Source organism: Nocardioides sp. R-C-SC26 (assembly GCF_021246465.1).
Classification (GTDB): domain Bacteria; phylum Actinomycetota; class Actinomycetes; order Propionibacteriales; family Nocardioidaceae; genus Nocardioides.
This window is the reverse complement of sequence record NZ_JAHRHK010000022.1, coordinates 29,777-45,630: the sequence shown is the minus strand read 5'-3', so window position 1 is coordinate 45,630 and position 15,854 is coordinate 29,777. Positions and strand designations below refer to the sequence as shown.

General features: G+C 69.9%; 19 protein-coding genes and 3 tRNA genes. 3 read left to right on the top strand and 19 right to left on the bottom strand.

Features of this window, described 5'->3' with window-relative positions; genetic code table 11:
• Positions 1 to 399: 399 nt before the first annotated feature.
• The 8 genes from rplL to KSO97_RS16030 form a co-directional block, all read right to left on the bottom strand.
• Positions 400 to 792: a 50S ribosomal protein L7/L12 gene (gene rplL, locus KSO97_RS16065; protein WP_232680665.1), complete on the bottom strand. Its 393-nt coding sequence runs from the start codon at positions 790 to 792 to the stop codon at positions 400 to 402.
• A 69-nt stretch (positions 793 to 861) separates the two neighbouring features.
• Entirely contained in the window at positions 862 to 1,557 is a 696-nt protein-coding gene (rplJ, locus tag KSO97_RS16060; RefSeq protein WP_232680663.1) for a 50S ribosomal protein L10, read from the bottom strand.
• Positions 1,558 to 1,866: 309 nt separating this feature from the next.
• On the bottom strand, positions 1,867 to 2,589 hold the full coding sequence (gene rplA / locus KSO97_RS16055; protein ID WP_232680662.1) for a 50S ribosomal protein L1: 723 nt from the start codon (positions 2,587 to 2,589) through the stop codon (positions 1,867 to 1,869).
• Positions 2,590 to 2,662: 73 nt separating this feature from the next.
• On the bottom strand, positions 2,663 to 3,091 hold the full coding sequence (rplK, locus tag KSO97_RS16050) for a 50S ribosomal protein L11 (RefSeq protein WP_232680660.1): 429 nt from the start codon (positions 3,089 to 3,091) through the stop codon (positions 2,663 to 2,665).
• 85 nt (positions 3,092 to 3,176) lie between these two features.
• Positions 3,177 to 4,007, bottom strand: coding sequence for a transcription termination/antitermination protein NusG (gene nusG / locus KSO97_RS16045; protein WP_232680658.1), 831 nt, complete (start codon positions 4,005 to 4,007; stop codon positions 3,177 to 3,179).
• A 72-nt stretch (positions 4,008 to 4,079) separates the two neighbouring features.
• Positions 4,080 to 4,340: a preprotein translocase subunit SecE gene (gene secE, locus KSO97_RS16040; protein ID WP_232680656.1), complete on the bottom strand. Its 261-nt coding sequence runs from the start codon at positions 4,338 to 4,340 to the stop codon at positions 4,080 to 4,082.
• 67 nt (positions 4,341 to 4,407) lie between these two features.
• Positions 4,408 to 4,480 (bottom strand) — tRNA-Trp (locus KSO97_RS16035).
• Between the two features lie 82 nt (positions 4,481 to 4,562).
• The gene (locus KSO97_RS16030) at positions 4,563 to 6,029 is read right to left on the bottom strand and encodes an APC family permease (RefSeq protein ID WP_232680654.1); all 1,467 of its coding nucleotides are present in this window, start codon (positions 6,027 to 6,029) and stop codon (positions 4,563 to 4,565) included.
• Between the two features lie 99 nt (positions 6,030 to 6,128).
• Here KSO97_RS16030 and KSO97_RS16025 point away from each other — a divergent pair, with 99 nt between their 5' ends.
• The 3 genes from KSO97_RS16025 to KSO97_RS16015 are packed head-to-tail and all read left to right on the top strand — an operon-like array spanning position 6,129 to position 8,904.
• Positions 6,129 to 7,421, top strand: a complete 1,293-nt coding sequence (locus KSO97_RS16025) for an aminotransferase (protein ID WP_232680652.1) — start codon at positions 6,129 to 6,131, stop codon at positions 7,419 to 7,421.
• Positions 7,422 to 7,428: 7 nt separating this feature from the next.
• Positions 7,429 to 8,439: an adenosine deaminase gene (locus KSO97_RS16020; protein WP_232680651.1), complete on the top strand. Its 1,011-nt coding sequence runs from the start codon at positions 7,429 to 7,431 to the stop codon at positions 8,437 to 8,439.
• A 39-nt stretch (positions 8,440 to 8,478) separates the two neighbouring features.
• The gene (locus KSO97_RS16015) at positions 8,479 to 8,904 is read left to right on the top strand and encodes a hypothetical protein (RefSeq protein ID WP_232680649.1); all 426 of its coding nucleotides are present in this window, start codon (positions 8,479 to 8,481) and stop codon (positions 8,902 to 8,904) included.
• Positions 8,905 to 8,920: 16 nt separating this feature from the next.
• Here KSO97_RS16015 and KSO97_RS16010 read toward each other — a convergent pair whose 3' ends face one another.
• The 11 genes from KSO97_RS16010 to KSO97_RS15960 form a co-directional block, all read right to left on the bottom strand.
• Positions 8,921 to 10,000: a UDP-N-acetylmuramate dehydrogenase gene (locus tag KSO97_RS16010; RefSeq protein ID WP_232680647.1), complete on the bottom strand. Its 1,080-nt coding sequence runs from the start codon at positions 9,998 to 10,000 to the stop codon at positions 8,921 to 8,923.
• Positions 9,993 to 10,433, bottom strand: coding sequence for a MaoC/PaaZ C-terminal domain-containing protein (locus KSO97_RS16005; RefSeq protein WP_232680645.1), 441 nt, complete (start codon positions 10,431 to 10,433; stop codon positions 9,993 to 9,995). Before KSO97_RS16005 ends, KSO97_RS16010 begins: the two co-directional genes overlap by 8 nt.
• Positions 10,430 to 10,849, bottom strand: coding sequence for a MaoC family dehydratase N-terminal domain-containing protein (locus tag KSO97_RS16000; protein WP_232680643.1), 420 nt, complete (start codon positions 10,847 to 10,849; stop codon positions 10,430 to 10,432). Before KSO97_RS16000 ends, KSO97_RS16005 begins: the two co-directional genes overlap by 4 nt.
• Before the next feature lie 151 nt (positions 10,850 to 11,000).
• Complete coding sequence (gene rpmG / locus KSO97_RS15995; RefSeq protein WP_170259177.1) at positions 11,001 to 11,171, bottom strand: 50S ribosomal protein L33; 171 nt, start codon at positions 11,169 to 11,171, stop codon at positions 11,001 to 11,003.
• A gap of 43 nt (positions 11,172 to 11,214) precedes the next feature.
• Positions 11,215 to 11,288, bottom strand: a tRNA-Met gene (locus KSO97_RS15990).
• A 37-nt stretch (positions 11,289 to 11,325) separates the two neighbouring features.
• Positions 11,326 to 11,398, bottom strand: a tRNA-Thr gene (locus KSO97_RS15985).
• 61 nt (positions 11,399 to 11,459) lie between these two features.
• Positions 11,460 to 12,869 (bottom strand): amidase, encoded by a 1,410-nt coding sequence (locus KSO97_RS15980; RefSeq protein WP_232680641.1) that lies wholly within the window; start codon positions 12,867 to 12,869, stop codon positions 11,460 to 11,462.
• 95 nt (positions 12,870 to 12,964) lie between these two features.
• Positions 12,965 to 14,032, bottom strand: coding sequence for an alpha/beta hydrolase family protein (locus KSO97_RS15975; RefSeq protein WP_232680639.1), 1,068 nt, complete (start codon positions 14,030 to 14,032; stop codon positions 12,965 to 12,967).
• 101 nt (positions 14,033 to 14,133) lie between these two features.
• Positions 14,134 to 14,841 carry an LrgB family protein gene (locus KSO97_RS15970; RefSeq protein WP_232680637.1) on the bottom strand — a complete coding sequence of 236 codons (708 nt, stop codon included), beginning with the start codon at positions 14,839 to 14,841 and terminating at the stop codon, positions 14,134 to 14,136.
• Complete coding sequence (locus KSO97_RS15965; protein WP_232680635.1) at positions 14,838 to 15,206, bottom strand: CidA/LrgA family protein; 369 nt, start codon at positions 15,204 to 15,206, stop codon at positions 14,838 to 14,840. Before KSO97_RS15965 ends, KSO97_RS15970 begins: the two co-directional genes overlap by 4 nt.
• Positions 15,203 to 15,784, bottom strand: coding sequence for a DNA-3-methyladenine glycosylase I (locus KSO97_RS15960; protein ID WP_232680633.1), 582 nt, complete (start codon positions 15,782 to 15,784; stop codon positions 15,203 to 15,205). Before KSO97_RS15960 ends, KSO97_RS15965 begins: the two co-directional genes overlap by 4 nt.
• Positions 15,785 to 15,854: the final 70 nt, after the last annotated feature.

Below are 15,854 nucleotides of genomic sequence, written 5' to 3'. Positions count from 1 at the left end.
GACGGGCCCAGCATCACGCAGATCTCACCCGCCGGAACGGTCAGCGTCACCCCACCCCAGATCAACTGCTTGCCGAAGGACTTCGTCAGATTCTCGACCTTGATCTCAACACCCATGACAGTCCTTCTCTCGGCCGATCCTCAGAGGTTGCAGTTGCGGGGCCCGGGCGGTCCGGCGAGGCACGGGCGCGCAGCGCACGTAGGCCACTCACCGGTAACAACCCGATCCTCGGCGTGAGGTTACGCAAGATTGTGCTCGGCGCCACGTCGTCTCCAGCTGCCGGAATCGACCTGTGATCTGCGCCGTCGCAGAACGCCGCGAGGCGGCCACCCCATCGGGGTGACCGCCTCGTGGCGATGCTGGTGATGCAGTGCCGGCCGCATCGCGACCGGCGAGGAATCACTTGAGGGTGACGGTGGCGCCGGCGGCCTCGAGGGTCTCCTTGGCCTTGTCCGCGGTCTCCTTGTTGACCTTCTCCAGGACCGGCTTGGGCGCACCCTCGACCAGCTCCTTGGCCTCCTTGAGACCGAGCGAGGTCAGCGCGCGCACCTCCTTGATGACGTTGATCTTCTTGTCACCAGCGGACTCGAGGACGACGTCGAACTCGTCCTGCGCGGCAGCCTCGTCGCCACCGGCAGCGGCGCCACCGGCAGCCGGGGCAGCGGCCACGGCGACGGGGGCGGCGGCGGTGACGCCGAAGGTCTCCTCGAACTGCTTCACGAACTCGGAGAGCTCGATGAGGGTCATCTCCTTGAAAGCGTCAAGGAGCTCGTCGGTGCTGAGCTTCGCCATGATGGGCGGTTCCTCCGGGTGGGCCCCCGGGCGCCCCGCGGGGGCGGTTCAGGTGGTGGTGCGCCTGGGTCAGGCGTCGGTGGCCTCGGCCGCGGGAGCCTCATCGGCGGCGTCGGCGGGAGTCTCCTCCTCAGATGCCTCCTCAGCGGTCTCCTCGGCTGCAGCCGGAGCCTCCTCGGCGGCGGCCTCTGCCGATGCCGCGGACTCAGCCGCGGCAGGGGCACCGGCACCACCTGCGAGGATCGAGGGGTCCTGCTCGGCCTTGGCCTGGAGCGCACCCGCGAGACGGGCGGCCTGGGCCAGCGGCGCGTTGAGCAGGTAGACGGCCTGGCTGAGCGAAGCGAGCATCGCGCCCGCCAGCTTGCCGAGCAGCACCTCGCGCGACTCGAGATCGGCCAGCTTGGCGATCTCCTTCGCGTCGAGGATCTGGCCGTCGAGCACGCCGCCCTTGATGACAAGGGCGGGGTTCGCCTTGGCAAAATCACGCAGACCCTTGGCCGCCTCGACGACGTCGCCCTTGATGAAGGCGATCGCGGTCGGACCGGTCAGTAGGTCATCGAAGCCATCGATCCCCGCCTCCTGGGCGGCGATCTTGGCCAGCGTGTTCTTGACCACGGCGTAGTCGGCGTTCGCACCGAGGGAGCGACGCAGCGTCTGCAGCTCCTTGACGGTGAGACCGCGGTATTCGGTCAGCACAGCGCCAGCGGCACCACTGAAGGACTCAGTGATCTCCGCGACGGCGGCCTGCTTGTCTGCCCGCGCCATGGGTCTCCTTCCGGACATTTCAGGAGACCGCCCGCCCCGGTGGAACCGGTTTCGGGGCCGGAGAACACGAACGCCCTGAGCGCAGGCTCAGGGCGTGGGATCCGGCACACACGTGCGGCGGTTCTTGCTCTGTCACCTACGCAGGTCGTCCGCATCGCTGCGGCACCTTCGGTCTCGGCGTGAGCCTCGACGACCGGCGGTCTCTGGATTCAGTGGCTCACAGTAGTGATGCGGCGAGCAGACGCCAAAACGACGACGCTCCGGCCCCCTCGTGGGTGCCGGAGCGTCGTGCGCGTTGCGTGAACCGGGTCAGTTCGCGGCGGCCTCGTCCTCGAGGGCGACGTTGCGCGTGCGGTTCGGGTCGACCTGGACGCCGGGGCCCATCGTCGTGGAGACGGTGACCTTCTTCAGGTAGCGACCCTTGGAGCTGGCCGGCTTGAGACGGAGCACCTCCTCCAAGGCGGCGGCGTAGTTCTCGGCGAGCTGAGTCTCGCTGAAGGACGCCTTGCCGATGATGAAGTGGAGATTGGCGTGGCGATCGACACGGAACTCGATCTTGCCGCCCTTGATGTCCGTCACGGCCTTGGCCGGGTCGGGCGTCACGGTGCCGGTCTTCGGGTTCGGCATCAGGCCGCGCGGACCCAGGACGCGACCGAGGCGACCGACCTTGCCCATCATGTCGGGGGTGGCGACGACGGCGTCGAAGTCGAGCCAGCCGCCGGCGACCTTGTCGATGAGCTCGTCGCCACCGACGATGTCGGCGCCGGCCTCACGAGCGGCCTCGGCCTTGTCGGCGTTGGCGAACACCAGGACCCGAGCGGTCTTGCCGGTGCCGTGCGGGAGGTTGACGGTGCCGCGCACCATCTGGTCGGCCTTGCGGGGGTCGACGCCGAGTCGCATGACGACGTCGACGGTCTCGTCGAACTTCTTCTTCGACGCCGACTTGGCGATCTTGATAGCGGAAAGCGGGGCGTAGAGCTCGTCCTTGTCGAACGTCTCGGCCGCCGCGCGGTAGGTCTTGCTGCGCTGCATGGTGGTCTTCTCTCTGAGAACTTCTCGTACGAAGGTCGTGGTCATGTGGGCCAGCGCGGCCCTGCCACTGGTGTCAGTCGACGGTGACGCCCATGGAACGGGCGGTTCCCTCGACGATCTTCATCGCGGCGTCGACGTCGTTGGCGTTCAGGTCGGGCAGCTTGGTCGTGGCGATCTCGCGGACCTGGTCCTTGGTGATCTTGCCGACCTTCTCCTTGTGCGGAACGCCCGAGCCCTTCTGCAGGCCGGCGGCCTTCTTGATGAGCTCCGACGCCGGAGGGGTCTTGGTGATGAAGTCGAACGACCGGTCTTCATAGATCGTGATCTCGACCGGGATGACGTTGCCGCGCATGGACTCGGTCTGGGCGTTGTACGCCTTGCAGAAGTCCATGATGTTGACGCCGTGCGGACCGAGCGCGGTACCGACCGGCGGGGCCGGGGTCGCGCCACCGGCCTGCAGCTGCACCTTGACCAGCGCAGCGATCTTCTTCTTGGGAGGCATGGGGCCTACTTTCCTTCTCTGTGGTCATGACGAGGGCGGTCGCCCCCTGCCACGGGTGTCACCGGCCACCGAGGTGGCCCGAGCATCAGACCTTCTGAACCTGGCTGAAGCTCAACTCGACCGGGGTCTCCCGGCCGAAGATCTCGACCAGCGCCTTGACGCGCTGGGACTCCGCGTTGATCTCGGTGATCGTCGCGTGGAGCGTGGCGAACGGACCGTCGACCACCATCACCGAGTCGGAGACGGCGAAGTCGGCGACCTCGATCTGCTTCTTGGGCGTGGTCGCGGAACCACCGGAGCCACCGGAGGTCGCGGCCGCGGCCTGGGCCTCGAGCGCAGGCACTGCCGAGGGCGCCAGCATGTTCTCGACCTCGGTGAGGCTCAGCGGGACGGGCTGGTGGCTGTTGCCGACGAAGCCGGTGACCGAGGGCGTGTGCCGGACGGCGGACCAGGACTCGTCGGTCAGGTCCATGCGCACCAGGACGTACCCGGGCAGAGCCGGCTTCTTGCGGGTGCGGCGCTGACCGTTCTTGATCTCGACGATGTCCTCGATGGGGACCACGATCTCGTGGATGTAGTCCTCCATGTTGAGGGACACGATGCGGTTCTCCAGGTTCGACTTCACCCGGTTCTCCATGCCGGAGTAGGTGTGCACGACGAACCAGTCACCGGGCTTGGCCCACAGCTCGCGCCGGAAGGCCTCGAGCGGGTCCTCCTCGACCGGCTCCTCGCCGTCGGCCAGCTCCTCGCCGTCCTCGTCGCCGCTCGCGTCGGCCTCGTCGAGGTCCTCCGACGCACCATCCTCGGGGTCTGCGAGCTCGACGGCGTCCGCCTCGACGGACTCTCCGTCCGCGACGGCGACCTCGACGTCGGTCTCGACGGTGTCGTCGACCTGCTCGTCGTACTGCTCAGACACGTACTGCTCCATCGTTGCTTGTCGGGGCCCACAGCCTTGCGAAGGTGCGGGGGCGCGCCTCGGCGCGGGGGCTCAGATGTCCTCGCCGCCGGTGAAGATCGCGAACACGAGCTTTCCGAAGCCCAGGTCGAGCAGGGACACGATCGTCATCATGACCAGCACGAAGGCCAACACGACGAAGAAGTAGGTGACCAGCTGCTCCTGGGTCGGCCACACGACCTTACGAAGCTCGGCGACGACCTGGCGGTAGAAGGTCGGGATGCTGGTGCGCTTGCGCTCGCCCGGAGCGGGCTTGCCGCCCTGGGAGTCGCGGACCGCGCTGCTGTCCGACACGCTTCTCACCTCTCGTTGTGCTGCTCTGATCGTTCGTGGTCCGGAGTCCTGTCAGGGACGGGCCGTGCAGGGCACGAGGGACTTGAACCCCCAACCTTCGGTTTTGGAGACCGATGCTCTGCCAGTTGAGCTAGTGCCCTCCGGTGGATGAGGACGCCCGGAGCGACCGCGGTGCGGGCGCGACGGATCATCTGGAGTTCCACCAGCGGCCCACTCTACGGGTTACCCCGAGGCCGCGTCCAAACCGGTCGGGCCGCGGTGCTCGCCCTGTCGGCCGACGGTCCGCTCGATGGCGAAGAGCGCGACGCCGAGGGCGAGCAGGCCGGCGACCCAGGCGAGGGAGCCGGGATCGTCGATGACGACGTAGGCCAGCAGGGTGAGGTTGCCGACCAGACCCAGGATCAGGAGCGGAGTAGGCGCCCGGTAGGTCTCGGACCGACCATCGGCGTCGAGTGGCGCGCTCTCACGCAGTCGGAACGTCGAGACGATCACGAGCGAGTAGATGAACAGGGTGAAGACCACGGTGACGGTCGCGAGACGCTCGACGACGTCGAGGCTGACGCCGGCCTGCGACAGGCCCCACCCGACGAGCAGCAGGGTGGAGACGACACCGGAGCTGAAGACCAGCGCCACCCAGGGGCTGCGCCGAGTGCGATGCACGACGCCGAACACACCGGGGACGACGTCCTCGCGCGCCATCCCGTAGAGGATGCGCGACTGCGTGACGACGGCGACCAGGGTCGTGTTGCCGATCGCGATCATCGCGATGATCGCGAAGACCACGCTCAGCACCGAGATCGACAACGGCAGGACGCCTGCCTCGACCACCTCGATCAGGGCCGCGTCGGAGGCGGCGAGCTGGCGGACGTCGACGACGAGCGAGGCGGCCATCGCCACGAGCACGTAGATCACACCGGCGCAGACCATGCCGCCGACCAGTGCCCGGGGGAAGTTGCGCTGCGGCTCGACCACCTCCTCGGCGACGTTGGCGGCGTTCTCGAATCCGGTCATCGCGAAGAAGGCGAGCGCCACTCCTGCGACGAGGGCGAAGATCTCGTTGCCGTCGGTGCTGAAGTCGGTGAGCCGCGCGAAGTCGGCGTCGCCCCGACCGACGTGGACGACGCCGATCAGGAGGATGAACGCCAGGCCGGCGACCTCGACGAACGTCATGATCATGGTCGCGACCGCCGACTCGGTGATCCCGATGAAGTTGACGATCGTCAGCAGCACCACGAAGCCCAGCGAGATCAAGATCGCGGGCGGCAGCGACCAGACCGTGTCGAAGTAGTGCGCGAACCCGGTGGCCAGCGAGCCCGACGCTGCGAACGAGGCCGAGAGCATGCTCACCGTGACCAGGAACGTGAGCGTACGGTTGCCGAACGCCTTGCTCACGAACAGGGCGGCACCCGCCGCCTGCGGGAGGCGGGTCACCAGCTCGGCGTAGGCGGTGCCGGTGATCGTCGCGATCGCGACACCGACGAGGAAGGCGAGCCAGAACGCGCCTCCCACCTCGCCCGCTACGGCTCCGATCAGCACGTAGATGCCGGAGCCCAACACGTCGCCGAGTACGTAGAAGAACAACAGCCGCCCGGTGATGGATCGCTTCAGCTCCGACGGCGGGGCCCCGTCGGACATGCTCGACGCGGGATCGGGCGTCGCGCCGGACGAGGTGGACGCGGCAGTCGTCATTCGGGTCACGCTGCCCCGTGCCTCACGACGTCGCCACACCCCGCCGTGTGCCGGACTGCGGCGCGCGTCGCTCGCGACCGATCTGGAAGAGTGAGCGACGTGAGCGAGCAGTCCGGACAGCAGACCCCCCTCCCCCACCGCGCCGCCGGGGAGGTGCGTGCCGTGCTCGAGCAGCAGCGCGCGGCCTACGAGGCGCTGACGGCCCGCGGTCTCAAGCTCGACCTGACCCGCGGCAAGCCCGCCGCGGCGCAGCTCGACCTCTCTGACGCCCTGCTGTCCCTGCCGTCCAGCGCGACCGACAAGTCCGGAGTCGACACCCGCAACTACGGGGGGCTGGAGGGCATCAGGGAGCTGCGCGAGATGTTCGCCGACCTGCTCTGGGTCGAGCCCGACCAGGTCGTGGCCGGTGGCAACTCGAGCCTGGTGATGATGCGTGAGGTGCTCGTCGACCTCTGGCTCAAGGGCGGCGTCGACAGCGAGCGCCCGTGGGGCCAGGAGGAGAAGGTCACCTTCATCTGCCCGGTGCCCGGCTATGACCGTCACTTCACACTGCTCGACTGGTTCGGCATCGACACCGTGACCGTGCCGATGAACGAGGACGGCCCGGACGTCGACGCCGTCGCCGCACTGGTCGCGGACGACCCCAGCATCAAGGGCATGTGGATCGTGCCGACCTACGCCAACCCGACCGGGTCGGTGGTCTCGCTCGAGGTGGCCGAGCGGCTCGCCTCCATGCCGACCGCGGCCCCGGATTTCAAGATCCTGTGGGACAACGCCTACGCCTTCCATCACCTGACCGAGGACGAGGCCAAGAGCGCCGACATCCTCAGCCTCGCCTCGGCCGCAGGCCACCCGCACCGGCCGATCATGTTCGCCTCGACCTCGAAGATCACCTACGCCGGTGCCGGCGTGGCGTTCCTGGGGGGATCGGTCGAGACCGTGCGCTGGTACACCGGCCATCTCGGCAAGGGCGCCATCGGACCCGACAAGCTCAACCAGCTCCGGCACGCCGAGTTCTTCGGATCGCCGCAGGGCGTGCGCGACCACATGGCCAAGCACCGGGCGATCATCGCGCCGAAGTTCGACGAGGTCGACCGCGTGCTCACCGAGCGTCTCGACGGTCTCGGCATCGCGACCTGGACCAAGCCGACCGGCGGCTACTTCGTCAGCCTCGACGTGCTCGACGGGACGGCGGCGCGCGTGGTGGAGCTGGCCAAGGCCGCCGGTATCGCTCTGACCCCCGCCGGCTCCTCCTTCCCCCGCGGTGAGGACCCCGACGACCGCAACATCCGGCTCGCGCCGACGTTCCCCGGCATCGAGGAGGTCACCGCTGCGATGGAGGCGGTCGCGACCTGCGTGGTGCTGGCGGCGGCGGAGAAGCTGGCGGGCTGACCACGGGATGCGCTCGGTCTCGACGCTGCCGAAAGCGCATCTGCACCTGCACTTCACCGGGTCGATGCGCCACTCCACGCTGCTCGAACTGGCAGCGCGCGACCGGATCGCGTTGCCGGACTCCCTCGTCGAGGACTGGCCGCCGCAGCTCAGCGCAGCGGACGAGAAGGGCTGGTTCCGCTTCCAGCGACTCTATGACGTCGCGCGGTCGGTTCTCCGCACCGAGGGCGACGTGCGGCGTCTGGTGCTGGAGGCCGCCGAGGACGACGTCGCCGATGGCGGGCGCTGGCTGGAGATCCAGGTCGACCCCAGCGGCTACGCCGCGCGCTTCGGGGGCATCACGGCGTTCACCGACCTCGTCCTGGACGCGGTGCGCGAGGCGTCGGAGTCGACGGGCCTGGGCATCGGCGTCGTGATCGCCGCCAACCGGACCCGGCACCCGCTCGACGCGCGCACACTGGCTCGCCTCGCCGCGCAGTACGCCGGCCGTGGCGTCGTCGGCTTCGGGCTCTCCAACGACGAGCGGCGCGGCACGACCTCGGAGTTCGCAGGTGCCTTCTCGATCGCCCGACGGGCCGATCTGCTGCTCGCCCCTCACGGCGGGGAGCTACGGGGACCTGAGCACGTGCGGGTCTGCCTGGACACGCTGGCCGCCGACCGGCTCGGGCACGGCGTCCGCTCGGCGGAGGACCCGCGCCTGCTCGAGCAGATCGCCGGCTCCGGCGTCGCATTGGAGGTCTGCCCGACCTCGAACGTCGCGCTCGGCGTCTACAGCGATCTCACCTCGGTGCCGCTCCCGACCCTGTTGGAGGCCGGCGCGACGGTGGCGCTCGGTGCGGACGACCCCCTGCTCTTCGGCTCCCGGCTGGCGGCCCAGTACGCGACGATGCGCGCGGCCCACGACCTGGACGACGCGACGCTCGCCACCTTGGCCGCGATGTCGTTGCGGGCCTCGCGCGCACCATCCGACGTCGTCGAGGGCGCCCTGGCCGACATCGACGCCTGGCTGACCAGCTAGGGGCGGTTCTGCCCCGGCGACGGCTGCGATGATGTCGGGGTGACCCAGGAGCCGTCCGGCTATCAGCCCTACGTACCGCCCGGATCGTCGTATCCGCCGTACGGGTACGGCGGATACGGCCCGCCCCCGAGGCCACCGGAGCATCCACGTGCTGTCACGTCGCTGACCCTGGGCATCGTCAGCCTCGCGGGCGGTCTGACCTGCTACCTGCCGCTTCTGCTGGGCCCCTACGCGTGGTACCTGGGCGTGAAGGTTCGCCGGGAGATCGCCGCCCAGCCGCACCTCGGCGGACGTGACCGCGCCACGGCAGGAATGATCTGCGGCATCGTCGCGTCGGCGTTCCTCGCACTGGCGCTGGCGTTCCTCGCCCTGATCATCGTGCTCGCGCTGAACGGCGAGCTGGACGACGAGGACGACGACAACGACGGCAGCGGGTTGTTCGCCGTCGCGGCTGCCGCCCTCTGATGCCGCGCGCCGTTCCCTAGGTCGCCGGAGCTGCGCCAGGCACCGGTGGGAGTGCGCAGCCGAGAAGGACCGGCTCGGGCACCAGGGTGATACCGAAGACGCGGTGGACGCCGTCGCGCACCTCCGCTGCCAAAGCGAGCAGGTCGCCCGTCGTGGCCACGCCACGGTTGGTGAGCGCCAAGGTGTGCTTGCCCGACAGCGCGACCGCGGATCCGCCGTGGCCCTTGCCGAAGCCGGCGTGCTCGATCAACCAGGCGGCACTGGTCTTCACCAGGCCGTCGGCGCCGTCGGTGACGACGGGCCACCGTGGGGCGCCCGCAGGAACGACGTCGGACGGCACCACCGGATTGGTGAAGAAGGAGCCGGCACTCCAGGTGTCGTGGTCGGCAGGGTCCAGCACCATGCCCTTGCCGCGGCGCAACGCGAGGACGGCGTCACGGACGTCGGCCAGCGGCGCTCGTCCGCCGACCTCGACCCCCAGGGCACGGGCCAGCTCGGCGTAGGCGACCGGATACGAGAGCGACCCCACACGCAGCTGGAAGACCACCTGGAGGACGACGAACCGCCCTGCCTCGGCCTTGAACCGCGAGTGGCGGTATCCGAACTCGCATTCGGACGCCGCGAGCGTGCGAACGCGTCGCTCCACCCGGTCATAGCAGCGCACGCGGGCGATGGTCTGGGCCACCTCCTGACCGTAGGCGCCGACGTTCTGGATCGGCGTCGCACCTGTCGATCCGGGGATGCCGGCCAGCGCCTCCACGCCGGCCCAGCCACGCGCCACGGCTTCCGCGACGACGTCGTCCCAGACCTCACCCGCCGCCACCTCCACGAGCACTCCCCCGCAGGCAGCGCCCGGCTCGTCGACATCGTCGAGGTCGGAGGAGACCCCCCGGGTCGCCACCTGCACGACCAGACCGTCGAAGCCGGCGTCGGCGACGACCAGGTTGCTGCCGCCGCCGAGCACCAGCACGGGCGTGCCCCGATCGTCGGCGGTGCGGACGGCGTCCAGCACCTGGTCCTCGGTGGTCGCGCGGACCCACTCCCGCGCCGGGCCACCGAGCCTCAACGTGGTGTGGTCGGCGAGACGCTCAGCCACGCGCGGCACCCGAGGAGTCGGAGGCGGCCGGGAGGTCCAGGACGGCCTTCGGCATCCCCAGCACCTTGTGGCCACCGCAGGTGACCTCGAGGGCGAGCGTGAGCCGGCCCTCGGCCACGGCTTTCACCGTGCCGGTCACGGCGACCTCCGCTGCGCCCTCGGCAGGGACGACGACCGGCTGGGTGAACTTCGCGCCGAGCTCGAGCACGGGGGTCGCATCCGTCCACTCCTCGACGGCACGCGCGACGAGACCCAAGGTCAGCATGCCGTGCGCGATCACCCCCGGCAGACCGACGGCGAGCGCGACCTGCTCGTCCTGGTGGATCGGGTTCTGGTCACCGCTCGCGTGCGCGTAGGCGACCAGGTCGGCACGGGTCACCGCGAACGTGCGCGGCCCGAGAACCGCGCCCCCGTCCCACCAGCGGCCGGTCACGACCCACCTCCGCGGTGCACGAGCGTGGCAGAGGTCGAGCAGACCAGGGCGCCGCTCGCGTCGGTGATCGCGCTGACGGTGCCGATGATGTCGTTGCCCCCGATCTGGCGCAGGCTGCTGACGGTCAGCGTCGCCGTCAGCTCGTCGTCGACCGCCAGCGGCCGCTCGTAGGCGAATCGCTGCTCCCCGTGCACGATGCGCGCGAGATCCACGCCGACGTCGTCGAGGAAGGCCTGCATCGCTCCGAACGCGATCACGATCGGGAAGGTCGCGGGCACCCTGGTGCTCTCGGTCCCGGCCTCGCCGCCCCCCGGGGCGCCGGTGGCGAGGGCGAACGCCTCGACCGCCTCCCGCGTGACGACGAAGGGCTCACTCGGGGGGAACTCGCGCCCCACCAGAGACGGATCGACCGGCATGACCCCAACGTAGTGGTCCGCGGAACCGGGCCGTCGATGAGGGCGACGTCCCGGTTCTGGCCGACATCGCCCGGCGTGCCACGGGGGAAATGCACGAACCCGCCGCGACGACGAGCGTCCGCGGCGGGTTCGGAATGAGTGGGTCGAGGCCTCAGCGGGTCTCGCGGTGCGCCTTGTGGGTGCGGCACCGGGGGCAGAACTTCGCCAGCTCGAGCCGGTCGGGGTCGTTGCGGCGGTTCTTCTTCGTGATGTAGTTCCGCTCCTTGCAGTCCACGCACGCGAGCGTGATCTTGGGGCGAACGTCAGAGCTCTTGCTGGCCACGGGAAGTCCTTCTCAAAAGTTTGCTGGTGCTACGTCTGGCTTGTAGCGGGGGCGGGACTCGAACCCGCGACACCACGATTATGAGCCGTGTGCTCTAACCACCTGAGCTACCCCGCCAGGGTGAGGTCACTACTCGTGCGAGGTTCTGACCCAGAGCCCCTTTACGGAATCGAACCGTAGACCTTCTCCTTACCATGGAGACGCTCTGCCGACTGAGCTAAAGGGGCAACGACGGAGAACGATACACACGCCGCGGGGCTCCCCCAAATCGGTTCCCCGCGCGGGATTTCAGGAGCTCAACCGAGCGAACGGTCGGGCCTCCTCCAACTCGTAGGCCAGCTCGAGCAACATCGCCTCGTGACCTGCTTGACCGGCGAACATCATGCCCAGAGGAAGGCCGTTCGCCGACGTCGCGAGCGGCAGCGAGATGGCCGGATCGCCGGTCGCGTTCTGCAGTGGCGTGAAGCGCACCCACCCCATCAGGCGCTCGATGATCGTGTCGTAGTCCTGCGTCGGGTCGAGGTAGCCGATCTCGGGCGTGGCGTGGGCGAGCGTCGGCGTCAGCACCACGTCGATCCCCTCCTCGCGCGCCAGCCGACCGGCGAGCTCCGAGCTCTGCCGCAGTCGACGGACCGCGCCCGGCAGGAGGTGGAGGCGCCGCGTGGAGTGACGGGCCAGGCCCAGGGTGAGGTTGTCGAGCCTGCTCGCGTCCCACGTGCGCCCATGCAGCCGTCGTCCGGCACGCACCATGACGAGAGCCAGCGAGGACCAGTAGAGGAGGAAGTCGTCGCGGAAGGTCTCCGCGATCGGCGGATCGATCTCGCGCACGCTGTGCCCGAGCTCCTCCAGGAGCGACGCGACGGCGTGGGTCTGGGCGGTCGTGTCGGCATCGGCGCCCTGGCCGTCCATGCCCGAGGTGTTCAGGGCGATCCGCAGGCGGCGTCTGCCGGGTCGCGTGATGTCGCCGATCGGCGGCATCCGCAGGTTGCGATAGACCTTCTCGGCCTCGCGGAGGAACGCGGCAGTGTCGCGCACCGAGCGGGTGACGACCCCGTCGGAGATGATGCGCACCGGCATCTGACGCAGCAGCCGGTCCTGGGCCAACCGATCCCGCGTCGGCTTGAGGCCGACGAGCCCGTTGACCGACGCGGGGATGCGGATCGACCCACCGCCGTCGTTGGCGTGGGCGATCGGGAGAGCACCCGAGGCCACCAGGGCCGCCGCCCCGGCCGACGAGGCGCCGGCGATGTGATCGGTGTGCCACGGGCTCCGGACGGGCCCGAGACGCGGGTGCTCGGCGGCGGCGGAGAACCCGTACTCGGACAGCTGGCTCTTCCCGAGCGGGATCAGCCCGGTGGCTCGGTACATCCGCGCGAAGTCGCCGTCGCGCTTGGCGGCGGACGGCGTCCAGGCGTCGGTGCCCTCGCGCGTGGGCATGCCCGCGACGTCGACGTTGTCCTTGATCACGGTCGGTACACCCGCGAAGTAGCCACCGCGCGGAGTGCGCGCCTCGCGGCGTGCGCCGTCGAAGGCTCGGTACGCCATCGCGCCGAGCGCCGGGTCCACCTCCTCCACCCGCGAGATCGCGGCTTCCACGACCTCGGGGATCGCGACCTCACCGGCCTGGATCGCCTCGACCAGCCCTACGGCATCGTGCTCGCCCAGGGCGTCGTCGCGCCGGGCCGTCACTCGCGTCATGGCAGGCGAACCTAGGGATCCCCCGATCGTTGGGCAAGGGCGGCGCTCAGGGCGAGACCGATCAAGCGGTCCCTCGCGCCCCGTTCAGCGCGCCCTCAGCGTCCGCTGCGGAAGAAGTTCATCAGGCGTGGCAGGTAGTCGGCCAACGACCGGGTGCCATACCGCCATGCGTGCGTGCCGACCAGTCGCGAGTGCCAGTAGTAGCGCACGCCGGCGGCGTCCGCAGCCTTCTTGAAGCACAGGTTGGAGTGGTGCAGCAGCGCCTCCATCGCCATCGTGCCGGGCACCGCCGGGTCGACGAGATCGGTGCGGCCCGGGAGTCCGGCGGCCGTGTAGAGGTCGATCCGGGTGTCGCTGAGGCGGCCGACGATGCTGCCGGGATCGCGGGACCGCCAGTTCGCCGCGTTCGTCACCGGGTCGCCGAACGGCGCGAACGGCTGCACCTGGTTCAGCCCGGTCATGATGCCGGCGATGAGCAGGGCGGCGCCGATCCGGCACTGTTCGCCGTAGTAGATGTCGACCGCTCCGGAGAACGACGCCACCGCTCCGTAGCGGGCCGGGTGACGGGCGGCGTAGGACATCGAGCCGAACCCGCCCTGGGAGATCCCCACGATCGCCCGACCGGAGCGGTCCGCGACGGTGCGGAACCGCCGATCGACCCACCCGACCAGCTCGCGCGTGTGGAAGGTTTCCCAGTTTGCCACGCCACGGCTCGTCGTCTGGTCCACCCAGTCGGTGTAGAAGCCGCCGCCGTCACCGTCGTAGGTGCCGTCGGGAATCACCACGATCAGCGGCCGGCCCGCCGTCAGGCGTGCGGTGTCGATGTTGTTGAGCCACACATCCGCCTTGTTGCTGGTGCCCGGCAGGGCGTACAGCACCGGGTAGCGACGATCGGGATGGCGGGCGTATCCGTTCGGCAGGACGACGTGCACCTTGAGCGGCACCTTCGCGGACATCTCCAGCGACGGAGTCGAGACCGTGTAGGTCGTGGTGCGTGCGTCGACCCGTTCCGTGGCGAGGACCTTGATCGCGGCAGCAGTGCCCGCCGCGGCCGGTCGCGGCGGGCTCGGCGTCGCCGCGCCGGGTGCCGCGACAGCGATCGCGGCCGTCATCATGCCGGCGAGCAGGGCGGCGATCCACGCCGTCGACCTCGGACGTTCCACTGCGATGACCACTCCCTGCGTCGGCCCGGCGTTCGGCAGCGCGGGTCGCAGCGACAACGAGAACGGTGTGTCCGCGGTTACGCACGGCGGCTCGTGTGCGCTCAGAACAGCAGGAACGCGAGGAGAGGGAGCAGCAACGCCGTCGCGAGCGCCGTCAACCCCATCGAGAGACCGGCGAAGGCGCCTGCCTGCTCGTCGTCGTGGAGCAGACGACTCGTACCGATGCCGTGGGAGACCGCTCCCATCGCCAGGCCGCGCGTGCGGGGATCGCGGATCCGCAGTGCCCGGAAGAGCCAGGGTCCGAGGATCGCACCGAGGATGCCCACCAGGATCGCGAAGACCGAGGCGAGTGGGCCGATCCCACCGAGGTCGTCGGCCAGCGCGATGGCGACGGGCGTCGTCGCTGCTTTGGGCGCCACCGTGCGCTCGATGACGTCGGATCCTCCCAGCCATCGCGCCAGCAGCACGCCCGTGGTGATCGACACCGCCGCTCCCGCCACGAGCGCGAGCAGCATCGGGAGCACCAGACCCTGCAGTCGATGCAGATGCCGGTGCAGCGGAACCGCCAGCGCGACCGTCGCCGGGCCGAGCCAGAACGCGATCACCTCCACCCCCGAGCGGTAGGCGGCGTAGTCGACGTCGACCAGCACCACCAGGGCGCCCACGACCACGATCCCGATCACGGCCGGCTGCGCGAGCGGATGACCGCCGGTGCGGGTCCGCAGCCAGCAACCCCCCTGGTAAGCGGCCAGGGTGGCCGCGATGAACACCAGGGGCGAGGTTCGCGCCCACTCCACGACGTCGCTCATGCGGGCCTGCGAGCGAGACGTCGGCCGTGCCGACGTCGCAGCCCACCGAAGATCGCCGCCACCGCGACGATGCCGACCAGCCAGGAGACGAGGAGCGACACCGCGATCGGGACCGCGTCAGCGCGCAGCAGTGCCCCGTAGGCGACGATGCCGACGCCGGCAGGGATGAAGAGCAGCTGAAGGTGCTCCAGGAGCCGGCTCCCGGCGAGGACGGCGGGATGGTCGTCGTCGGCGCGGTGCCACCGCAGGACCACCAGCAGCAGGATCATCCCGACGACCGGCCCGGGCACGTCGACGTCGAGCAGGCGCACCAGCACCTCGCCGACGGCCTGGCAGGTCACCAGCCACACGAGTCCGGTGATCACGCGACGTCCCCGCCGCGCCGATGGCAGCCGACCAGGTGGGGGTCGATGAGACCGATCGCCTCCATCAGCGCGTACATCGTGGTGGGCCCGACGAACGCGAATCCTCGGCGCTTGAGGGCCTTGGAGAGTGCGAGCGACTCCGCCGACGTCGTGGCCATCGCCTGGGTGTCGGTCGGCGAGGGGGAGGTCTCGGGCGCGAAGGACCCGACGAACCGTTCCAGGCCGACGTCGTCACGCAGCGCCACCGTGGCCCGGGCGTTGGTCACCGCGGCGGCGATCTTGGCGCGGTTGCGCACGATGCGCGGCTCGGCCATCAGCCGCCGCTGGTCGTCGTCGGTGAAGGCGGCGATCGCGTCGGCGTCGAAGCCGCAGAAGACCTCGCGGAACGCCGCGCGCTTGTTCAGGATCGTCGACCATGACAGCCCGGACTGGAAGGCCTCCAGAGTCAGCCGCTCGAGGTAGGCGGACTCGCCGTGGACCGCGCGCCCCCACTCGACGTCGTGGTAGTCGCGCATCACGCCCGGACCACCGGCCCACGGGCAGCGCGCGACGCCGTCCTCGCAGATGACTGGTCCCATGGGCGGATCCTCGCATCGCTCCGTGGGGCCTGTGCAGCGAGTGGCCGTCTCCCGGCTCGCGAGGTCTCGA